This window comes from Ruegeria sp. YTSC106, assembly GCF_059609765.1.
The window spans coordinates 22010-43439 of the sequence record NZ_JBXWMI010000020.1 but is presented as its reverse complement, the minus strand read 5'-3'; the positions used below and the strand labels follow the sequence as shown (position 1 = coordinate 43439).

Annotated in this window: 22 protein-coding genes and 1 tRNA gene; 17 read left to right on the top strand and 6 right to left on the bottom strand. The window is 57.3% G+C overall.

The annotated features are described in order from the left end of the window. Window positions 1–9: 9 nt before the first annotated feature. Window positions 10–267 (bottom strand): hypothetical protein, encoded by a 258-nt coding sequence (locus AC2FEB_RS20625; RefSeq protein WP_496884342.1) that lies wholly within the window; start codon window positions 265–267, stop codon window positions 10–12. A 158-nt stretch (window positions 268–425) separates the two neighbouring features. Between AC2FEB_RS20625 and AC2FEB_RS20620 the strand changes: the two genes are divergently transcribed. From AC2FEB_RS20620 to AC2FEB_RS20555, 14 genes are all read left to right on the top strand, one after another. Then, the gene (locus AC2FEB_RS20620; RefSeq protein ID WP_496676313.1) at window positions 426–737 is read left to right on the top strand and encodes an ETC complex I subunit; all 312 of its coding nucleotides are present in this window, start codon (window positions 426–428) and stop codon (window positions 735–737) included. Further along, entirely contained in the window at window positions 738–1214 is a 477-nt protein-coding gene (locus AC2FEB_RS20615) for a GNAT family N-acetyltransferase (protein ID WP_496884341.1), read from the top strand. It begins immediately after the preceding gene. Between the two features lie 21 nt (window positions 1215–1235). Next, a tRNA-Arg gene (locus AC2FEB_RS20610) sits at window positions 1236–1312 on the top strand. A 380-nt stretch (window positions 1313–1692) separates the two neighbouring features. Further along, window positions 1693–2706, top strand: a complete 1014-nt coding sequence (iolG, locus tag AC2FEB_RS20605) for an inositol 2-dehydrogenase (protein ID WP_496884340.1) — start codon at window positions 1693–1695, stop codon at window positions 2704–2706. 124 nt (window positions 2707–2830) lie between these two features. Continuing rightward, entirely contained in the window at window positions 2831–3751 is a 921-nt protein-coding gene (locus AC2FEB_RS20600; protein WP_299640858.1) for a sugar ABC transporter substrate-binding protein, read from the top strand. Window positions 3752–3820: 69 nt separating this feature from the next. Next, complete coding sequence (locus AC2FEB_RS20595; protein ID WP_117872288.1) at window positions 3821–4927, top strand: ABC transporter permease; 1107 nt, start codon at window positions 3821–3823, stop codon at window positions 4925–4927. A gap of 1 nt (window position 4928) precedes the next feature. After that, a complete protein-coding gene (locus AC2FEB_RS20590; RefSeq protein WP_117872290.1) occupies window positions 4929–5750 on the top strand; it encodes an ATP-binding cassette domain-containing protein in 822 nt (273 codons plus the stop codon). Between the two features lie 152 nt (window positions 5751–5902). Continuing rightward, complete coding sequence (gene iolD, locus AC2FEB_RS20585; protein ID WP_299901408.1) at window positions 5903–7735, top strand: 3D-(3,5/4)-trihydroxycyclohexane-1,2-dione acylhydrolase (decyclizing); 1833 nt, start codon at window positions 5903–5905, stop codon at window positions 7733–7735. Continuing rightward, the gene (gene iolE / locus AC2FEB_RS20580; RefSeq protein ID WP_496676318.1) at window positions 7732–8631 is read left to right on the top strand and encodes a myo-inosose-2 dehydratase; all 900 of its coding nucleotides are present in this window, start codon (window positions 7732–7734) and stop codon (window positions 8629–8631) included. Before iolD ends, iolE begins: the two co-directional genes overlap by 4 nt. Window positions 8632–8679: 48 nt before the next feature. Then, window positions 8680–9861, top strand: coding sequence for a phytanoyl-CoA dioxygenase family protein (locus AC2FEB_RS20575; protein ID WP_496676320.1), 1182 nt, complete (start codon window positions 8680–8682; stop codon window positions 9859–9861). A gap of 48 nt (window positions 9862–9909) precedes the next feature. Then, on the top strand, window positions 9910–10716 hold the full coding sequence (gene iolB / locus AC2FEB_RS20570; RefSeq protein ID WP_496676323.1) for a 5-deoxy-glucuronate isomerase: 807 nt from the start codon (window positions 9910–9912) through the stop codon (window positions 10714–10716). Continuing rightward, window positions 10713–11471, top strand: a complete 759-nt coding sequence (locus AC2FEB_RS20565; protein ID WP_496676326.1) for an SDR family NAD(P)-dependent oxidoreductase — start codon at window positions 10713–10715, stop codon at window positions 11469–11471. Before iolB ends, AC2FEB_RS20565 begins: the two co-directional genes overlap by 4 nt. Window positions 11472–11498: 27 nt before the next feature. Next, window positions 11499–11873 carry a hypothetical protein gene (locus tag AC2FEB_RS20560; protein WP_496676329.1) on the top strand — a complete coding sequence of 125 codons (375 nt, stop codon included), beginning with the start codon at window positions 11499–11501 and terminating at the stop codon, window positions 11871–11873. 6 nt (window positions 11874–11879) lie between these two features. Then, on the top strand, window positions 11880–12278 hold the full coding sequence (locus AC2FEB_RS20555) for a TIM barrel protein (RefSeq protein WP_496676388.1): 399 nt from the start codon (window positions 11880–11882) through the stop codon (window positions 12276–12278). Window positions 12279–12293: 15 nt separating this feature from the next. Here AC2FEB_RS20555 and AC2FEB_RS20550 read toward each other — a convergent pair whose 3' ends face one another. From AC2FEB_RS20550 to iolC, 3 genes are read right to left on the bottom strand one after another with little or no spacing between them, the layout of a single operon-like run. Next, window positions 12294–13133 carry a class II fructose-bisphosphate aldolase gene (locus AC2FEB_RS20550; RefSeq protein ID WP_496676331.1) on the bottom strand — a complete coding sequence of 280 codons (840 nt, stop codon included), beginning with the start codon at window positions 13131–13133 and terminating at the stop codon, window positions 12294–12296. After that, window positions 13130–13966, bottom strand: a complete 837-nt coding sequence (locus AC2FEB_RS20545) for a 5-deoxy-glucuronate isomerase (protein WP_496676334.1) — start codon at window positions 13964–13966, stop codon at window positions 13130–13132. Before AC2FEB_RS20545 ends, AC2FEB_RS20550 begins: the two co-directional genes overlap by 4 nt. Window positions 13967–13975: 9 nt before the next feature. Then, on the bottom strand, window positions 13976–14944 hold the full coding sequence (gene iolC / locus AC2FEB_RS20540; protein ID WP_299901430.1) for a 5-dehydro-2-deoxygluconokinase: 969 nt from the start codon (window positions 14942–14944) through the stop codon (window positions 13976–13978). Between the two features lie 124 nt (window positions 14945–15068). Between iolC and AC2FEB_RS20535 the strand changes: the two genes are divergently transcribed. Both AC2FEB_RS20535 and AC2FEB_RS20530 read left to right on the top strand, forming a co-directional pair. Further along, window positions 15069–16172: a Gfo/Idh/MocA family protein gene (locus AC2FEB_RS20535; RefSeq protein WP_496676338.1), complete on the top strand. Its 1104-nt coding sequence runs from the start codon at window positions 15069–15071 to the stop codon at window positions 16170–16172. Window positions 16173–16209: 37 nt separating this feature from the next. Continuing rightward, the gene (locus AC2FEB_RS20530; protein ID WP_496676391.1) at window positions 16210–17343 is read left to right on the top strand and encodes a Gfo/Idh/MocA family protein; all 1134 of its coding nucleotides are present in this window, start codon (window positions 16210–16212) and stop codon (window positions 17341–17343) included. On the opposite strand, the gene AC2FEB_RS20525 is transcribed toward AC2FEB_RS20530, so the two are convergent. Together AC2FEB_RS20525 and AC2FEB_RS20520 are read right to left on the bottom strand one after the other, a co-directional pair. Then, window positions 17344–18342, bottom strand: a complete 999-nt coding sequence (locus tag AC2FEB_RS20525) for a LacI family DNA-binding transcriptional regulator (protein ID WP_299639828.1) — start codon at window positions 18340–18342, stop codon at window positions 17344–17346. A 543-nt stretch (window positions 18343–18885) separates the two neighbouring features. Then, window positions 18886–19890: an AraC family transcriptional regulator gene (locus AC2FEB_RS20520; protein ID WP_496676341.1), complete on the bottom strand. Its 1005-nt coding sequence runs from the start codon at window positions 19888–19890 to the stop codon at window positions 18886–18888. Here AC2FEB_RS20520 and AC2FEB_RS20515 point away from each other — a divergent pair. Beyond that, window positions 19880–21430, top strand: a complete 1551-nt coding sequence (locus AC2FEB_RS20515; protein ID WP_496676344.1) for an amidohydrolase family protein — start codon at window positions 19880–19882, stop codon at window positions 21428–21430. The genes AC2FEB_RS20520 and AC2FEB_RS20515 overlap by 11 nt on opposite strands.

Here is a 21430-nt window from a genome sequence, read left to right as displayed (position 1 = left end):
GGCTCCGGATCAGGCTCCTACATTTGTTCTTATTTTGTCCAACTGCAAGGGCTGATCCGGTACAAATCTCCCAGTTTTGATACTAGGCAGATACGCATCCGGATCGTGATCCGAACCAATCTTACCGGCCAACGCGGCAAGCTCGCTGTCGAGAGCCTTCGTCATCATCGGTTTGACGGCGATCACGGCATGGGCTTCGGTCGAGGGCATCGCCAAGATGTTCCCGGGGTTTGCGTCGACGTCCAGAGTGCGTTCGCGATGGATCATCTGTATTATCCTTCGGCTGATTTTTCGAAGATCATAGTTGGTCCTGATGACAGTTTCTGGCATTGGTGGGCTTCGGTGATCCGCGACAATTGTTGTCTTGTCCCGGGCTGCGCTCTGACGCATAAACAGGTTTAGCCAAGTGAGTACGGAGAGGCGACATGCGCGCACGGATTTACCAGCCTGCAAGGAATGCGATGACCTCGGGGATGGCCAAAACCCGCAAATGGGTTCTGGAATATGCCCCTGCTTCGGCACGTGAGGTTGATCCGCTGATGGGCTGGACGTCATCCAATGACACGCAAACCCAGATACGTCTGAAATTCGACACCAAGAAAGAGGCGATTGATTACGCTCGTGACAATGGTATCGACGCGCAGGTCAGCGAGCCGCACAAGCGCAAACCCAACCTGCGCGCACGGGGCTACGGGGAAAACTTCGCCACCGACCGGCGTGCGCCCTGGACACACTGAATGATCGACATTCGCGAGGCCGACCCGACTTCGGACGTGTTGCGCCCGGTTGTCGAAGCGCATTTCGCCCACAGCGAATCAGCGGGTCCTGCGGAAAGCAACCACACGATGAGCGCCGAGTCACTGGCCGGACCGGGGATTCGATTCTGTGCGATCTACGACGGCAAGCAGGCTTTGGGCTGCGGCGCTTTGAAAGCGCTGCCCGATGGTACGGCCGAGGTGAAATCGGTGCATATCCTCGCGCAGGCGCGTGGGCGCGGACCGGCGCGCGTCATGATGATCCATCTGGCAGAACTGGCGCGTGCTGAAGGTGTCGAAGCCCTAGTTTTGGAAACCGGGGCAGAGCATCTTCCGGAGTATGATGCCGCTCGTAAACTCTACGAAGCGTTGGGCTATTCCTACTGCGGACCGATCTTTGGGTACAGCGACGATCCGAACAGCGCATTCATGCGCTTGGCTCTTGAACCCCGCGCGTAAAAACCGCAAGAAGGGTGCAGCGGTCCCTTAGCTCAACTGGATAGAGCAGCTGACTTCTAATCAGCAGGTTGAGGGTTCGAGTCCTTCAGGGATCGCCATTCTCGAACGCCAATTTCAATGAAAGCACCGGGCCGCTGGGGCCGCCACTTTCTTGTGGCTGTTGGGTGGGGGGGGAAGGGCTGGACGAGGGGGTCATGCCAGCCCTTCTTAGGGGTCACAGAGTGGTAGTGTGTTCCTTAACTTAACATTAACCTGATTCACCGTGTTCCGAAATTGGGGGATTCCCGTAGGGCGGCCAATGCGCGGATTTCAGCGTGTGGAGTGTTGCTGAATGTTCGGGATCTGGGATCATGTCGCTGCTTTTTCGAGGGGATTTGGGGCTTTGGGAGCAAAAGCTCTGAGGTAGTGAAAAAAAATATTGCAACCGGTTGCAAAGAGAATCATTGTTGCGCGCAATAACAAGATTCGGGAGAGTTGCATGTTGAAGGTCGGATTGTTGGGCGCCGGGCGCATCGGGCGTGTTCATGCACAGGCGATTGTATCTCATCCGGGCAGCACGCTCAGTGCCGTTTCCGACGCCTTGCCCGAAGCTGCGGCGAGCCTGGCCAACGATCATGGGGTCGAAGCGCGCCGCTCTGAAGAGATCCTTGCGGATCCGGAGATTGGCGCGGTTCTGATCGCAACTCCAACCAACACGCATTCTGATCTGATCGAAGCTGCGACCGGCGCAGGCAAGGCTGTTCTGTGCGAAAAGCCTGTTGATCTGAACCTTCAGCGTGCCACGGATTGCCTGAACACTGTCTCGGGACGAGGCGAGCCGGTAATGATTGGATTTAATCGGCGATTCGATCCCAATTTCGCGTCCTTGAAGGCGGGGTTGGACGCGGGTGAAATTGGTAAGGCGGAATTGCTTTCAATCACCTCGTTTGACCCAGCACCACCGCCGGTAAGCTACGTAAAAGTGTCTGGTGGGTTGTTTCGAGACATGATGATTCATGATTTTGACATGGCAAACTACCTGATGGGGGAGGTTCCCGATACCATCTCGGCGGTTGGATCTTCGCTTGTGGACGCCGAGATTGGCGCTGCAGGAGATGTGGACACAGCCGTAGTTACAATGTCCTACGCGGATGGCCGGATTGCAGTCATCAAGAATTCACGGCGCGCGGCCTATGGCTATGACCAGCGGGTCGAGTTGTTGGGTTCTGAGGGGTTGCTGCAGGCTCGGAATGTACTGGAAAACACAGTCGTAAAATCAACGGCAGACGGTGTTGTGGGCGCCAAACCAACCTATTTCTTCCTGGAGCGCTACATGCCTGCGTACCGCGTGGAATGGGCCGCATTTGTCGAAGCTGTTGAAGGCGGATCCGACGTTCCGGTGTCATTGAAAGATGGTGTTGCGGCACTGGCGATGGCCGAGGCTGCAACCGTGTCAGCGCAGACAGGAAAACCGGTTCGAATGGAAGAAGTTTTGAAACCGGTTGCAAAATGATCGAAATTCTTCAAACTTACGCCAGCTCGGCCCAGCGCCGTAGCCACGGAGATTCGGCACAGCCGGATGATTGGGGCCGGTACCCCAACAGAAGATCAGACTGAACCAATGGGAGGAAACTGAAATGAAGAAATTCGTTAAAGGCGCGCTTGCTGCGGGGGCACTGGCCTTGGCCACGCCCGCGTTTGCACAAGAAATCGTGGTCGTGTCGCATGGCCAGGCAAATGACGCATTCTGGAACGTCGTGAAAAACGGTGTCGAGCAGGCCGGTAAAGATGTCGGTGTGAACGTGGAATATCGTGCGCCTGAAACCTTTGACATGGTGGCCATGTCGCAGCTGATCGACGCCGCCGTGAACCAGGAACCCGACGGGCTGATCGTTTCGATCCCGGATGCGGACGCGCTTGGCCCCTCGATCGAGCGCGCGGTTGCCGCCGGTATCCCGGTGATCTCGATCAACTCGGGCGCGGAAGTGGCCAAGGAACTGGGTGCTCTGCTGCACGTAGGTCAGGACGAATACGATGCAGGGAAAGCAGCTGGTGAAGAACTGGCGTCGATGGGTGGCTCCAATGCGATCTGTGTCAACCACGAGGTTGGCAACGTGTCACTTGACCTGCGCTGCGAAGGCTTCACCGAAGGGTTTGGCGGTAAGGTAACCGTTCTGCCGACCTCGAACGATCCGTCCGAGATCGAGTCCAAGGTTGCTGCCGCGCTGGCTTCTGACGAAAGCGTCGATACCGTTATGGCTTTGGGCGCAAGCTCGGCCGGCGAGCCATCTGTCGCTGCTGCCAAAGCGTCGGGGCGGGATGTGAATGTTGCCTCGTTCGACCTGTCGGCCAACTTCTTGCAGTCAATCGTTGATGGCGATGCGGCCTTTGCCATCGACCAGCAGCAGTACCTTCAGGGTTATCTGTCCGTGAACTTCATGGGTCTGCACGCCAAGTACGGCCTGATGCCGGGCGGCGACGTGCCGTCGGGTCCGAACCTGATCACTCAGGACAAGGCCGCTCAGGTCATCGAACTGTCCGCACAGGGCATCCGCTGACTTCGGCGCGATCCGGCAATCAACAGGATCGGCGCCAACGCGCCGGTCTCACCGAATTGGGAGGAAACCATGAGTGAATCAGCGCCCGTCCTGTCGGACGAAAGGGTCAAGAAAGAACCATTCCTAGCCAAACTAATGAAACGACCCGAGTTGGGTGCCATTGCCGGTGCTGTTCTGGTTTTCCTATTCTTTGCGATCACCGCAGATGAATCGATGTTCACCCTTGCTGGTGTTATGAACTTCATGACCCCTGCGGCGCAGTTGGGCATCCTGGCTATCGGCGCCGCACTACTGATGATTGGCGGAGAGTTCGACTTGTCAATCGGATCGATGGTTGCGTTCTCGGGGCTGTTTTTCGGCGTCTGTGTCGTGACCTGGCAATTGCCACTGATCTTCGCCATCCCAATGACATTCGTATTCGCGGCCTGTGTTGGTGCGATCAACGGCAATATCGTGATCCGTTCGGGCCTGCCATCGTTCATTGTAACGCTGGCGTTTTTGTTCATACTTCGTGGCCTGTCACTGGTCGGCCTGAAAATGGCAACAGGCGGTTCGACCCAGTTGCGCGGTGTACGCGATGCGGTCGAAAACGACTGGCTGGCTCCTTTCTTTTCGGGCGAAGCATTCGGCAGCCTGTTCGCATGGCTGGCCGCCAACGGCATGATAGATACATTCAAAAGCGGCGCGCCCAAGGTCCCGGGAATTCCCGTCGAAATCCTGTGGTTCATTTTCATTACACTGGCGGCAACCTACGTACTGTTGCGCACCCCGGTCGGGAACTGGATTTTCGCCTCGGGTGGTGACAGCACAGCTGCATCCAACTCAGGTGTTCCGGTGAGCCGCGTCAAGGTTTCACTGTTCATGCTGACGGCCTGCTGCGCCGCTCTGGTGGCGATCATAACCGTCATGGACGCAGGCTCGACCGATGCGCGGCGGGGGTTCCAGAAAGAATTTGAGGCGATTATCGCCGCGGTGATCGGCGGCTGCCTGCTGACTGGCGGATATGGCTCGGCCATCGGTGCCTTCTTCGGCTCGATCATCTTTGGCATGGTCGTCATCGGCCTGACCTATACCGACTTTGATCAGGATTGGTTCCAGGTTTTCCTGGGCGCCATGCTGTTGATTGCCGTTCTGTTCAACAACGCGATCCGTAAGCGCGTAACCGGGGAGCGCTGATATGACCGAAGACACCAAGTTCCACCATGGCGATGCCGTCGGCGATCAGGCGCCCATCGTACAGATGAAAGACATCGAAAAACACTTTGGCAATATCATCGCGCTCGCTGGGGTCAGCTTTGACGTCAAACCCGGTGAATGCCATTGCCTGCTGGGCGATAACGGTGCGGGAAAGTCCACCTTCATCAAGACCATGTCCGGGGTACACAAGCCCACCAAGGGCGAGATCATGTTCGAAGGCAAGCCGCTTCACTTCGACACGCCGCGCGATGCCATGGAAGCGGGCATTGCAACCGTGTTTCAGGATCTTGCGATGATCCCGCTGATGAGCGTGACGCGCAATTTCTTCATGGGGCGTGAACCTACCAAGGGTAAAGGGCTGCTCAAGCGGTTCGATGTGGATCATGCAAACGACGTCTGCATGGAAGAGATGCGCAAGATGGGCATCAATCTGCGCGGACCGGATCAGGCTGTCGGTACATTGTCAGGTGGTGAACGTCAGACTGTCGCCATCGCGCGGGCGGTGTATTTCGGCGCCAAGATCCTGATCCTGGACGAACCGACCTCGGCGCTTGGTGTGCGTCAGACGTCGAATGTTCTTGCCACAATCGACCGGGTGCGCAGCCAGGGTGTCGGCGTGGTTTTCATCAGCCACAACGTGCGCCATGCGCTGGCGGTGGGCGATCGTTTTACCGTGCTGAACCGTGGCAAAACACTGGGTACGGCCACGCGCGGCGAAATCACACCGGAACAGCTGCAGGATCTGATGGCCGGCGGTCAGGAAATGGCCGAGCTTGAGGGATCGCTGGGCGGTACTGTTTAAAACAAAATATCCGGATGTCCCCACGGGGGCATCCATCGGGCGGTGGCACCTGACGTCACTCTGTTTTCAGGCTCTGGTAAAAGGCCTGACACCTTCGCAAATGAGACAACCCGCGGACCGCCAACAGCGGCTCCGAGTTGAAAGGGATCATGATGAGCAAAACAGTCCGATTGACCGCGGCGCAGGCTCTGGTGCGCTATCTCGGGGCGCAGATGAACGAGGCCGGAGAGCCTTTTATCGCAGGTGTGTGGGCGATTTTTGGCCATGGCAACGTGGCTGGTTTGGGTGAGGCACTGCATGGCGTGAGAGACAGTCTTCCGACCTATCGCGGTCACAACGAACAGACCATGGCACATAGCGCGATTGCTTATGCCAAGCAGTTGGGTCGGCGCCGCGCGATGGCGGTCACGTCGTCAATCGGACCAGGAGCCACCAACATGGTCACTGCGGCTGCTCTGGCCCATGTTAACCGCCTGCCTGTTTTATTGCTGCCTGGCGATGTGTTTGCGACGCGTGGCCCCGATCCGGTTTTGCAGCAGCCCGAAGTGTTCTCGGATGGAACCATCAGTGCGAATGACTGTTTCAGACCGGTCAGCCGGTATTTCGACCGCATCACCCGCCCGGAACATCTGCTGACGGCTCTGCCACGCGCCTTCCGCACGATGACGGACCCGGCGGATTGCGGCCCGGCGACGCTGGCCTTTTGTCAGGATGTGCAGGCCGAAGCTTATGACTATCCCGAAAGCTTCTTTGAGCCACGCGTCTGGTATCAGCGCCGCATTCGCCCGGATGAGGGTGAACTGGCCCGTGCCGTTGCCGCGATCAAGGCCGCCAAGCGTCCCGTTATCGTTGCAGGCGGAGGTGTGCATTATTCGGACGCAACGGCCGCGTTGCAGCGCTTTGCCGAAGCACATAACGTCCCGGTGGCAGAGACACAGGCCGGCAAGTCCGCATTGGCCTGGGATCATCCGCTCAACCTTGGTCCTGTTGGTGTGACCGGGGGCGAACCCGCCAATGACATCTGTGCAAAGGCGGATCTTGTGCTGGGCGTTGGCACCCGGTTTCAGGATTTCACCACTGGGTCATGGGGTTTGTTCGCGAACCCCCAGCGTGAGTTGATCAGCCTGAACACCGCCGCCTATGACGCCGAAAAGCACGGAGCGATGCCGTTGCAGGCCGACGCTCGGGTTGGTCTGGGTGAACTCAGCGAAGCGTTGGCAGACCATCGCGCGCCTGATCTGCCCGCGATATTGAAATCTGATTGGTTCGGTAAAGTTGATGCGCTGACGGATGCACCCACCGACAGCAATGCACTGCCCACGGATATGCAGGTGATCGGCGCAGTGCAGCGGGCTGCCAATGAAAACACTGTTGCGATGTGCGCCGCCGGCACGATGCCGGGTGAGTTGCACAAGCTGTGGAAAGCGCCGCGCCCCGGTGCCTATCACATGGAATATGGTTTCAGCTGTATGGGGTATGAGATCGCCGGTGCCATGGGCATCAAGATGGCCCAGCCGGACCGCGACGTGATCTGCTTTACCGGTGACGGTACTTATATGATGGCCAACTCGGAAATGGCGACGGCGGCGATGATGGGGATCTCGTTCACCGTTGTCGTCACGGACAACCGGGGGTTTGGTTGCATCAACCGTCTGCAAATGGGGACAGGCGGGGCCGAGTTTAACAACCTTCTCGACCACACCGTACACGAAACGGCATCGGCCATCGATTTTGCCGCCCATGCGGCAGCGATGGGGGCTACCTCGGTCAAGGTCAGTTCAATTGCCGAGCTTGAAGACGCGCTGGCCAAACGCGGTGAGGTCAAAGGCCCCTATGTCGTAGTGATCGACACCGATCCCTACCCATCGACCGAATATGGCGGAACGTGGTGGGAAGTGGCGGTGCCCGAGGTCAGCGTCCGCCCTGAAGTGAATGAAAAACGTGCGGCCTATGAAACCGCCATCAAGGAAAGAAACACGAAATGAGCGTGAAGATCGGTATCTCTCCGATTGCCTGGCAGAATGACGACCTGCCGGACCTGACCGCAGCCTACACGATGGAGCAGGCGCTGAAAGAAGCGCGCGAGATCGGTTTCACAGGTGTCGAACGCGGCCAGAGGATGCCCGCCGACACCGAAGGGCTGCGCGCGTATCTGGATGCCAACAACATAGCGTTGTGTGGTGGTTGGTGCTCGGGCAGCACTCTGGTCAATGACCTTGACGCCGAGATCGGCGTCGTGCGCGAACAGGTCGAACAATTCGTCGCGCTGAACAGCCCATGTATCGTTTACGCCGAGTGTTCCAATACCGTTCAGGGGCAGATCGGAACGCCTGTCAATGATCGCCCCAAACTGTCGCAGGATGAGGTACTGGCCTATGCGGGCAAGCTGACCGAACTTGCCAAGTGGATGGCAGATCAGGGCATGCCGATGGCCTATCACCATCATATGGGCACGATCATCGAAAGCGAAGATGAAGTGAACTGGCTGATGGAGGGTTCCGGCCCCGAATTGAAGCTGTGCTTCGATACGGGCCATCTGCTGTTTGGCGGCGGCGATGTGATGGCCACACTGAACCGTTGGGGCGACCGGGTTCATCACGTACATTTCAAGGATATCCGACCCGAAATCGTACAGGACACACGCGAGAACAATCGAAGTTTCCTGGATGCGGTGATCGCAGGTGCGTTTACAGTGCCGGGTGATGGTTGCATCGACTTTCAGGCCGTGGCCAATGCATTGAAAGCAATGGATTACAACGGCTGGATTGTGGTCGAGGCAGAGCAGGACCCCGCCAAGGCGCCGCCATGTGAGTACTCCAAAATGGGCTTTGACCACATTGTCGAGGTTTGTGGCAACGCAGGGTTGGAAATCACCGCTTAAATCATCGCCTTACGGGGCAACACCGAAGCCATGAGAGAGGAGCACGTCATGGTACATCAGGACCTTGGATATGTCGGCTATTTCGACCGGGAATCCTGTGATCTGGACGAATTCAAGGTGTTGACCTCTCAGAGCCTTTCGACCGAGACGGTGCCTTTTGCCGTCTCCGTCGAAAAGAACGTGCCCGTCTATGATATGCAGGCACTGCGTTCCGGTTTGGAACAGCCTGATACGCGTAGGGCCTTGCTGGCGGAATGGGGCCGGGTGCTGGGCAAATCCGCCGGTGTGATCGCCCTGAAAGGGGCGTATCCGGACACGTCGATCATTGATCGGGCGACGGAAGTATTTCGTGAAATCATCGAAGAAGAACGCCAGGGTAGCGCGGGTGAGGGCGATCACTTTGCCGCCTCGGGCGCGAATGACCGGGTGTGGAACGCGCTGCAAAAGCAATGCCTGCGCGACCCCGAGGGCTTTGCGCTCTATTTCGGGAACACGGCGATTGCTGCGGCATGTGAAGCATGGCTTGGGCCGAACTATCAGGTGACCGCTCAGATCAATCAGGTGCGCCCCGGTGGCAAGGCGCAACAGGCGCATCGGGACTATCACCTTGGGTTTCAAAACGCCGAAAGCGCGGCCCGGTATCCGGCTCATGCACATCTGGTGACGGCCTCGCTGACCTTGCAAGGGGCGGTTGCGCATTGTGACATGCCGGTGAAAAGCGGCCCGACCAAATTGTTGCCGTTCTCGCAGCTCTACCCATCGGGCTATCTGGCGTTCCACGATGAAGCGCACCGTGCGTATTTCGAAGACAGCTGTATCCAGTTGCCTCTGGAAAAGGGTGACGCGGTGTTCTTCAATCCGGCCCTGTTCCATGCAGCGGGCGAGAACAGCAGCACCGACATCATTCGCATGGCAAACTTGCTGCAAATCTCATCCCCCTTCGGACGCGCGATGGAGATGGTTGATCGGCATTCCATGTCGCAGGCTGTGTTCCCGTCGCTTGTCGCCCTGAAACAACGTGGGGCTTTGACTTCGGGGGACCTGGATGCAGCGATTGCTGCTACCGCTGAAGGTTATCCGTTCCCGACCAATCTGGATACTGATCCACCGATTGGAGGCAACGCGCCCGACAGCCAGGCTGACATCCTTAGACGGGCCGTTTTTGAAGGATGGAAGAAGGAACAGCTATCCGAGGCTCTTTCTGCCCTGCGGGCAAGGCAAGCTGCTTGAATACAATTCAGGCGGACCCTGTGGGCCCGCCCAATAAGGAGAACAAGAATGGCAGACCTGCTGAAGAAACCGTTTGGAACCCGTGGCAAGGTACATGACATCACTCCGGCCAGCGCGGGATGGCGATATGTGGGCTTTGGCCTGTATCATCTAAAAGCAGGCGACAGGGCGGCCGAGGCAACCGGGGATCGTGAGGTCATTCTGGTGATGGTCGAAGGCAAGGCAAAGATCACCGGGGCAGGTCAGGACTGGGGCATTTTGGGTGACCGGATGAACGTGTTCGAAAAGACGCCGCCGCATTGCCTGTATCTGCCCAACGGAACCGAGTGGGAGGCCGTGGCGGAAACCGACTGCGTTGTGGCCATCTGTTCGGCGCCGGGTAAGGGCGGTCGTACGGCGCGTCGGATTGGACCTGATGGCATAACCCTGACCGAACGCGGCAAAGGGGTAAATACGCGATACATCAACAATATCGCCATGGAGAACGAGGACTACGCAGACAGCCTGCTGGTGACCGAGGTGTTCACTCCAAATGGCCATTGGTCGTCCTATCCCAGTCACCGTCACGACGAGGATGATTATCCTCGCATCACATATCTGGAGGAGACCTACTACCACCGGCTCAACCCTTCCAATGGATTCGGAATTCAGCGGGTCTATACAGATGATGGTCACCTGGATGAGACAATGGCCCTTTCCGATGGCGATGTTGTTACTGTTCCGCGCGGCCATCACCCTTGCGGCGCGCCCTATGGATTTGAGATGTACTATCTTAACGTCATGGCCGGGCCGCTGCGAAAATGGCGGTTTGTACCAGCCCCAGAGGTTGAATGGATCATGGAGCGTGACGGATGAACAGAGATTTTGCCAGTTACCCAAGCCTTGCGGGAAAAACGGTTTTTGTCACGGGCGGGGCTGGAGGAATTGGCGCTGAAACCGTTCGGGCCTTTGCCGACCAAGGGGCAAAGGTCGGCATTCTGGATCTGAATGCCGACGCCGGACTCGCGCTGCTGTCTGGCCTGGACGGTGAACACACTTTTGTGCAGTGCGACTTGCGCGATATCGAAGCTATGCAAGAGGCGTTGGGGCAACTGGTCGATGAGCTGGGCGCCGCGGACGTGCTGGTCAACAACGCCGCCCAGGATGATCGTCATGACTGGCGCGAAGTGACGCCGGACTACTGGGATGAGCGCATGGCGACCAATATCCGTCACATGTTCTTTGCCATTCAGGCAGTGGCGCCCGGCATGATAGCCAGGGGTGCGGGTTCGATCGTCAATATCGGCTCGAATTCGTGGTGGGAGGCAGGTGCGGGTTTTCCGGCTTACGCCACCGCCAAATCCGCAGTCCATGGATTGACCCGCACCATGGCGCGTGAACTGGGCGATCATCGTATTCGCGTGAACACGGTGGTGCCGGGCTGGATCATGACCGACCGCCAGAAAGACTTGTGGGTCACGCCCGAGGCGCTGGCCAAGCAGGTGGATCGTCAATGTCTGCCGGACCCGATTGAGCCGGTCTATGTGGCGCGCATGGTCCTGTTTCTGGCCTCGGATGACGCGGCCATGTGCAGTGCGGGGAATTTCATGGTCGAAGGTGGCTCGATCTGAACCAATCTGGACAATTGGAAAGCTGACATGCCTCAACCTTTTCAACTTGCGGCATGTGCTGAAATGCTTTGGCTCGACAAACCCATGGAGTGGCGTGCCGCGCGGCTGACCGAGATGGGGTTTGGAGTTGGCCTATGGAACTGGCCGGCTTGGGATATGGTGAAACTTGAATGCGTTGGCGCGAACTACACGATCATGAATGGTTATCTTCAGGGCCGTCTTGCGGATGATTTAGGGGCTGACATGCTCCTGACATCCGCGCGTGAGACGGTGCAGATTGGCAAGCGTCTTGGTGTGGATCGTCTGAACCTGCACGGTACCGGTTTAGGCGATGGTGGAATACCGCTCTGGCAGCACGACGTTGTGACCGGCGATATGTGGCTGAAAGCGCGGGACACGTAGCGCCGCATTTGTGATCTGGCGGAAGAACAGGATGTCGTTTTCACGCTGGAGAACCTGAATCTGCTGGATCATCCCGGTTGTCCTTTTGGTTCGACCAAGGATGTTCTGGCGTTGGTTTCGTCTGTGAACCACCAGAGCCTGCGCATAAATCTGGACCTCTATCACACGCAGATCGGGGAAGGCGATCTGATCCGTTGGTGCGAGAATTGCCTGCCTTGGATCGGAGAGATACAAGTGGCCGACAATCCCGGGCGGTGCCAGCCGGGAACCGGTGAGATCAACTATGCCGCCGTGGCGCGGGCGCTCAATGACAGGGGGTACCGTGGACCTGTCAGCCTCGAGGCATTTGCTGCGGGCGACCCGGAAACGGCGCTTGAGGCGTTCCGGGCAGCCTTTACGATTTAAGAAAGATTGGGCATCTTACCTTTGCGGCGGGGCGCCAAAGGCACGGATCACGGTGCGGGCAGCGGCCTCAACCGGGTCGTGCGTTTCCTTCAGGATCGTGACGCGGTCAAATCGTTCAGGATCACGATTGACGGCTTCACGCATGGCATTTCCGAATGCCATACGCAGCTCGGTTCCTATGTTGAACTTGCAGATCGAGGTCTCGCGCGCCAGCTTCGTACGCTGCTCTACCGGCACACCGGACCCGCCATGAATGACCAAAGGCACTTCGGTTACGGCATCGATTTCGGCGACACGCGCCTCATCCAAACCACCTTCTTTGTCTTGCTGCAAGTGAACATTGCCAACCGAAATCGCCATCGCGTCGACACCGCTTTCGCGTGCAAACTTCGCGGCTTCTTCGGGGTCGGTGCCGTTTGATCCTTCACCACCGGAATACCCCACAAAGCCGATCTCTCCTTCGCATGAAATCCCGGCTGAGTGGGCCATCTCAGCAATCGCGGCGGTTTCATCTATGTTCTGCTGCAAGGGCTTGCGTGATCCGTCAAACATCAGCGACGTAAAACCACTGTCGAGGGCGACCTTGCAGTCCTCGAACGTGTAGCCGTGATCCAGATGGGCAACGACCGGAACCGAGGCGTTTTCGGCGAGATACCGGAACATCTTGCCCAGAACGGGCAGCGGTGTGTGCTCACGACAGCTGGGACCGGCTTGCAAAATAACCGGTGCATTTTCCGCCTCGGCCGCGGCCACATAGGCGCGCATGTCTTCCCAGCCCAGCGTCACGAGCCCGCCCACGGCATAGCCTTGTTCATAAGCGGGTTGCAGGACGTCTTTCAGTGTGACGAGGGTCATTTGAACTTCGCGATCATGTCTTTGATGCCCGGAATGGTCTCGATCTGATAGGCATGGGTGGGTTGGAAATACTGCACCAGCGACCGCTGGGTCAGCCCGCCGAGAATGGTGAAGTAATACATCTCGTATCCCGGCAGCACGCAGCAGGGGTGATAGCCCTTGTCGATGCAGATCGTGGAGCCGTCGACGATATGGTAGGCATCGCCCGGTTCGTTGTCCTCGCGCTGCAACATCTGCAGGCCCGAGCCCCAGTTGGGCTTGAAACGGAAATTGTAGGTTTCGTCATGCCGGGTCTCGTCCGGCAGGCGGTTGGTGTCGTGCTTGTGACTGGGAAAGCCCGACCAGCCGCCCTGACCCACGGTAAACAGCTCGCTGACCAGCAGGCGGCCGACCTTGTCATGCTGTTTCTGGCCGAGGATGTGCTTGATCTTGCGATGCGTCTTGGTGTCATCGCTGCCATATTGCACCAGGTCGTGTTCGCGCACATCGAACGGGTCCAGCACCTTGTCGTATTTGGAGCCGGCCACGAACACCTCGGCCGTCTCCGAGACGCAGACCATCAGCGCCCTGGCCCCCGACGGCACATAGGCGCCTTCGGGCTCGCCATCCCATACGTCCTCGCCCCGGTTGCCCAGAAGGGCAAAGCGCACGCCCTCGACATCCACGTCGACGCTGCCGGTGGCAGGCACGATGCAGGTCTCATAGCCCGGGACCTTGTATTCGAAGGCCTCGCCCTTTTTCAGTTTTACGATGTTGAAATAGTTCAGTGGGACAGTTGGATCATCTGCGTCGACGATCGGTTTGTTCTGGTTATCGTAGGGCGCGATATGCATGGAGTTCTCCTATGTGGCCGGGCCGGGATGAGAAGCGAGGAACGCGTCCAGTTCCGGGGTCGTCGGCATGGCGGGCGCGCAACCGGGATGCGACACTACGATCGACGCGCAGGCCGAACCGCGCATGACGGCGTCTTTCAGATCGTGCCCTGCGGCGATCGAAGCCAACAGACCCGCCATGAAACTGTCGCCAGCCCCGTTGGGTTTGACAGCAGTGACCGGGTAAATACCGGTTCGAAGTTCTTGCCCGTCCACCAAGGTGACAGCGCCTTTTTCACCCATCTTGTAGATGATGATCCGACCGGGTTTTTCAGCAAGTTCCCGGGCCTTGGCAAAACCCTTTTCGATGCCGCCGGCCATGAACCCGAACTCTTCGTCGTTGCCGACGATCAGGTCGCTGGCGTCACCAGCCCGCGACAGAACTTCGGCAGCCACCTCGGGTGAGGGCCAGCTGTAGGGGCGGTAATCGATATCGAAGATGATCGGCAGGCCTGCGTTCCGGGCGTTCTCAAAGGCCCGGAATGTAGCGCTGCGCGACGGTTCGGACGCAAAGACCGTCCCAGCCGAGATGATCGCCGAGAATGATGAATAATCGACCCTGTCCATATCCTCTTCGGTGACTTGGAAATCAACGGCCCCATTACGATAGATCACATTCTGAAAGTTCTCGATCCGGCTTTCGTACACGGCCAGAGACATGCGGTATTCGCCGCCCAGAACGCGGATATAGGATGTGTCCACACCGTAATGCCGCAACCGGTTCAGACAGAACCGTCCGATCGCATCATCCGAGACGGACGTGATCAGCGACGCCTCACTGCCCAACTTGACCAACCCGGCACAAATATTCGCGGAAGACCCCCCAAGGTCGGCATGAAACGTGTCGGCATCCTCGCTTCTGACGCCGATCGGGTCGGCGTACAGGTCCATACCTGCGCGACCCAGAACGGCGAAGCGGTTTCCTTTGATACCATCCATCAAAGCGCTCAAGTTTTGTCCTCCGGCAGAGTGGGGTCGGCAAAGTTTGGACCTTGCGTTGAATCGATTCACACGATACTGATTTTGCAACCGGTTGCAAATGATATGTTCGGAGCCGTTGCAGATGCCTGAAATCGGAATTGGAATCGTCGGCGGCGGCTATATGGGCAAGGCCCATTCCGTAGCCATGTCTGCGGTCGGTGCAGTGTTCAACACGGCATTGAGACCCCGACTGGAGGTCATTTGTTCGTCCAGCCCCGATAGCGCTGACCGATACAGGACAGCCTACGGGTACAAACGCGCGACTCACGATTGGCGTGTATTGGTTGAGGACCCACAGGTCGAGGCAATCGTCATCGCCTCGCCTCAATCCACGCATCGTCAGATTGCCGAAGCGGCTTTTGCACTGGGCAAACCGGTTCTGTGTGAAAAGCCATTGGGCGCGTCGCTTGCGGACAGTCAGGCTATGGCTGCTGCTGCCGAGGCTTCGGGTGCGGTCAACATGGTGGGGTTCAACTATATTCGCACGCCCGCAAGCCAATTCGCCCGCCAGCTGATCGCCGACGGAGAGATTGGGGATGTCACTTGGTTCCGGGGGGAGCACACCGAAGATTTCTATGCCGACCCGCGAGCTCCGGCGACCTGGCGCACGACGGGCATGGCCAATGGCACTATCGGAGATCTGGCACCGCACATGGTCAACGGTGCGTTGGCACTGGTTGGACCCATCGCACAGGTGATGGCGGATGTTGAAACGGTTCACAAAACCCGACCTGGTGGTGAGGTGACAAACGACGACCACGCCCAGATGATGTGCCGGTTCGAAAACGGGGTTATGGGCAACCTGTATTTCAGCCGCGTCGCGACGGGGCGGAAAATGGGCTATGCTTATGAAATATCTGGAACAAAGGGCGCTATCCGGTTCGATCAGGAAGACCAGAACGCGCTGTGGCTGTATAAGCGGGAAGGGCCCGAAGCCACGCGCGGGTTTGCCAAGATCCTGACTGGCCCGGCGCATCCGGATTACGAGCCTTTCTGCCAGGGTCCGGGCCACGGAACGGGCTATCAGGACCAGATCATTATCGAGGCCAAAGATTTTCTGCAGGCCATCCATACCGGAAAAGCCACTTGGCCCTCTTTTCGCGACGGGCATGAGGTCAACCGCGTGCTTGCTGCCGCGTTGGCGTCGTCAGATCAGCGGCAGTGGAAAGACATCTGCGATTTCTGATCGCTCAACCTAAAAGCTTTAATGAGAGACAATGACCATGTTTAAGTTGAGATGGGGCATGATCGGTGGTGGTGAAGGCAGCCAGATTGGTCCCGCGCACCGCTTGGGGGCACAGGCTGACGGGCTGTTTGAATTTGCCGCTGGCGCGCTGGATCACCGGCCCGAAACCGGCCGGGAATACGCGCAGCGATTGGGTGTTGCCGCCGATCGCGCCTATGGAGACTGGCAAGAGATGCTGGCAGGCGAGAAAGACCGTGAAGACCGGGTTGACCTGGTGACCATCGCCACACCCAACTCGACCCATTTCGAGATTGCCAAGGCGTATCTTGAAGCAGGCTTCAATGTCCTGTGTGAAAAGCCGATGACCATGACCGTGGAAGAGGGTGAGGAAATAGTCCGCGTTGCCGAAGCATCGGGAAAGATCTGCGCGGTGAACTACTGCTATTCCGCCTATCCCATGGTACGTCAGGCCCGCGCGATGGTGCGCGCGGGCGAAATCGGACAGGTGCGTCTTGTGGTGACCAATTTCAGCCATGGCCACCACGGGGATGCCACCGATGCCGACAATCCGCGTGTGCGGTGGCGCTATGACCCTGCGATGGCAGGCGTTTCCGGGCAGTTTGCCGATTGCGGTATTCACGCACTGCATATGGCCAGTTTTATCTGCGATGATGAGGTGAAGACGCTTTCGGCCGATATGGCCTCAACGATCGCAAGCCGGGAACTGGAAGACGATGCAATGATCAACTTTCGTATGGAAGGCGGCACAGTCGGGCGTCTTTGGACATCCTCTGTGGCGATCGGGCGCCAGCATGGCTTTGACATACAGGTCTTTGGCGAAACCGGCGGGCTGCGCTGGGCGTCTGAGCAGCCCAACCAATTGATCTATACACCCGTCGGTGGGCGTACACAGATCATAGAAAAGGGCGAGGGCGGTCTGCATGGCGAAGCTCAGCGCCTGTCACGTGTCGCCATCGCGCACCCCGAGGGGTTCCCGCTGGCCGTCGCCAATATCTATTGCGATCTGGCGGATGCAATCCGCGGTGAAAGCCGGGATGGGCTGCCCGATGCTGCTGATGGTGTGCGATCGATCGCCGCCGTTCACGCGGCTGTTGCTTCGGGCAAAGCAGATGGCGCTTGGCATGATGCCCGCCCGCCAATGTTTCGTTGATCAGACGCGGGGCCGTAGAGTGCCCCGCTCAATCACCCGGCACGGGAAAATTCGGGCTTCGGGATAACGCTGAGGCTCTTTCAACATCTCGACGACCAGATCCACGGACGAAGTGATGATCTGCTTGATCGGCTGATGGATGGTGGTCAGGTTGATATATTCCCAGCGCGACATCTCCATGTCGTTCAGGCCGATGATTCCGATATCGGTGCCCGGTTTCAGCCCGTGATCGGCCAGCGCTGACAGCGCCCCGATCGACAGGATGTCATCGCCGCAGAAATAGGCCTGCGCCGGATCACCGGCCAGCAGGCGCAGCATCTCGGCCCGCCCCGCTTCGAAGGAATAAGCCCCGGCGAAGGAGTGGCTGACCGGAATCTGCGGATGGCCGGCCATTTCTTCAATGAAGCCCCGTTGCCGGTCCAGGGACGAGGTCGCATCCTGCGGCCCGCCCAGATAGCCCACACTGGCATAGCCCCGCGCGACCAGCTCGCGCGCAGCCATGCGTCCGCATTCCACATTGTCGATCCCGACCACATGGACTTCGGGCGAGGTGGCAGACCGGCCGAACGTGTGCACCACTGGTACACCCGCATCATGAAAGGCCTTTGCAAAACTGGGCGGTAACGTCGAGGATGCCACGATAGCTGCATCAACCGAGTATTGGCGCAGCATTCGGACAGAGTTGGCAGGTTCGGTTTCGTCCGTCAGGTTCACGATAAGCGGGCGCAGGCCGCGTTCCTGCAAGGCGCGTGTAAACTGATCGAAGACTTCCAGGAAAATCGGGTTGTGAAAGTTGTTCGAAATCAATCCGATCAGTTTGGTGCGCCCGGTCGTCAGAGACGACGCCAGGGCATTGGGACTATAGCCCAGCTCACGGGCCGCCTTTTCAACCTTGCTGCGCGTTTTTGCAGAAACCGAGGCACCTTCGGTAAAGGTGCGCGACACGGCGGATCGTGAAACGCCGGCCAAAGCGGCCACGTCTTTCAGAGTTACACTCACGCCGGGGAACTCCGATAGTAGTGGGGCAGGGAAACAGATAGGTGTGGCATTGCTGGTGCATTATGCATCATCGATCTCGACTTGCAATCGGTTGCAACTGCGCCTCGGCATTTCGATATTGTTTGAATGCTGATGCTTTGACGGGAGAATGGTGGGTGATGAGAGACTCGAACTCCCGACATCTTCGGTGTAAACGAAGCGCTCTATCCTAATCCGCACGTGCAACAAGGTGCTGTTTTCCACTGCCGCAACCAGCACTATCTTGAAGAGATGTCTAGTGTTGTCAGTGGCTTGAAGGTTGCACGATCTTCTGGACGTATCAAGATCATTTGACAGCTTTCTGAGATCAGGTCTGTCGTTGATCGAACTGAAACAAAGAGTTGGTGCAGCGGTGGCGCAGCGCTGCATGCACCGCCGCAGGGGCTATGGGGGCATTTGTCCCTCTGTGATCCTTAGATAGGGGCTCCAAAAAGTGTGTTGCAAATTCTTGTCGGCCCGCACTTGTTATGTAGTGGAAAAGCAGCCCAAGTATTCGCAACGTAACTATACACCGAGGCGGAACTTGGTCGGTGTCATTCCGGTTTGACCTCGGAAAAAGCGAGTGAAATGGGACTTGTCAGAATAGCCGAGCATCAGACCAATCTCCGCAATTGTCATCTGGTCTTCTTTGAGGTGCTCTTTGGCGACATCGACACGCAGCCGTTTGATTTCACGGGGTAGCGTTGTGCCTTGTTGCTGAAGCGCTTTAAGAAACCGTTCCGGCTGTATTCCCAGCAATCCAGCCACCACCTTTGGTCTCAAATCGGTCTCATCCAGTTTGTCGCGTAAGACAGATCGCAAAGCTGCCACCACGGTTACTTCTTCATCTTGTCGCGGTGAGGCTATCGGCTTGGCAGAGCCCTCAGAGACATGGTGCAAAAACAACCATTCCACAGGAAAACTGATTTGCATTCCGGGATCGGTTCCAAGGCCAACCTCGATCCCTTTGTAGTCGATAGGCAGACCATTGATGTATCTGCTTTCCCATCGCACACGCGAAGAGTCCCAGGAATCGCCGACGACGGTCTGCAATAGGCGTACGTAGATTGCGGCACCAAAACCGGTCACCTGAATGGGTGGGACAGTTGGTTCCTGTTGCCTCTCGATACGATAAGTTGCTTTGTCTGCTTCAATGACAAGGCTGTGCCGCACAGAATTGGACTCCTGCGGTACGAGCTCAACAAAGCGGGTAAAAAACTCGAATAGCGTTTTTGTAGATTGCAAGGCTTGAGCGAAGGGTGGCCATCCTTGTAGGTCAAACGCCGCACCTACATTCAGTCCAAGGTATCGATCCCCTGATACTTCTGAGAAGGCGTTCACCAAACCGTAGACCAGCTCTGAGTGAACGAACACGGATGGGTCAGACAACAGTTCGGCTTTCAATCCGACTTGGTCCAATGCTGGTTGCGGATTGATCTTGCGTTCGGTGAGATATTGCAGAAACGGAGCGGCTAAGGAGAGGCGAATAAAGCCCTCGCTATGCTCTTGAGAGGTGGAGTTGAAAGGCAAGCTCGTCACCCATGTGATGAATAGTAGTTTTATTCAGTGGCCATTTTTACGAACACATTCGAACATGCCAATTCAAAAGTGGCAACCGAGGAAAAGATTTCCGGACTACAGTTGGCAAAACATGAATATGAAGGGAGTGCTTATGTCTGGTCTACGAATGTCGCTTTGCTCGACGGTAATTGTCGCTGCAGGTCTTTCTTTTTCAGCGTCCGCGCAGGCTCAGGATCAAGAAGACCCCCAAACGTTGTTTACCAACGTGCACATCTTCGATGGAGTAAATGAACAGCGTATCGAGAATGCCAGCGTATTGGTCGAGGGCAACCTGATTAAGGCCGTATCAACTGAAGTGATTGATGCCCCCAATGCTACGGTTATTGACGGAGAAGGGCGGACACTGACCCCCGGCTTTATTGAACTGCACGCGCATCTCATGCTGATGGGGCCGACCTTGCCTGCGATGGAAGCCAACACGACCTGGGAGGACTTTGCCATACACGGTGCGCGGATGGCCGAGATGTATTTGATGCAGGGTTTCACCACTGTCCGGGATGCCGGTGGTGCTAATGGCGGACTACGTAGGGCGATAGACTCGGGGCAAATCGAGGGCCCTCGTTACTATCCATCTGGGGCGTTTATCGGAACACGCGGTGGTCACGCTGACTTCGCGAATTTCACAGCACCACCCGGTTCAGAAACAAACATGGGTCGACTGAACATGGCTCAGGAGGTCAGTGGTGTTGATGACGTCTATAAATTCGCACGTAACAACTTTCGTATGGGTGCGACGCAATTGAAATTCATGCAATCCGGTGGTGTCGTGTCGGCATTCGACCCTTGGCAATTGCTGGCCGGGTCGCCCGAAGAAATCAGAGCCGCCGTCCAGGTCGCGAATGAATACGGCAGCTATGTCATGGCGCATTCCTATCGCAAGGAAGCAATCCTGAGTGCACTCGATGCGGGTGTGATGTCGATCGAACATGGTTTTTCTTTTGACTGCGAAATTGCCGAAGTCATGAACGAGAAGGGTGCGTACATAACAACAAACCTAACGGCATTTGACCCCGGCCTTCTCGACATTCCAGCTGTGGCGAATGTTCCGGCGAGCCTTGCCAAGGCAAAGTCTGCCTCGGCCACATTTGCAGGCTATATCGACAATATGAAAGAATGCCCGGTGAAGCGGGGTTTCCAGACAGACTGTGTTGGTTCTGTAGAGGCGTGCAATATCCAGATTGCCTACGAAAAACACTTAAACAATGATTTTTTCGGCCCCTATACGTCCATGGTGACACTGACATCAATGGGTGGCGAGGTCGTCGCTTTGTCAGGTGACTTTATGAACCCGTATACCGCTGGAAAACTGGGCGTTATCGAGGAAGGAGCCTATGCGGATATCCTGCTAATCGATGGTAACCCACTTGAAGACTTCTCAGTTGTTGGCACGGGCGATCAGTGGTTCGGTGCCGACCCGAGGCCTGAAAGCCCAGATACGATCCGACTGATCATGAAGGACGGCGTCATCTACAAAAACACACTGGATTGA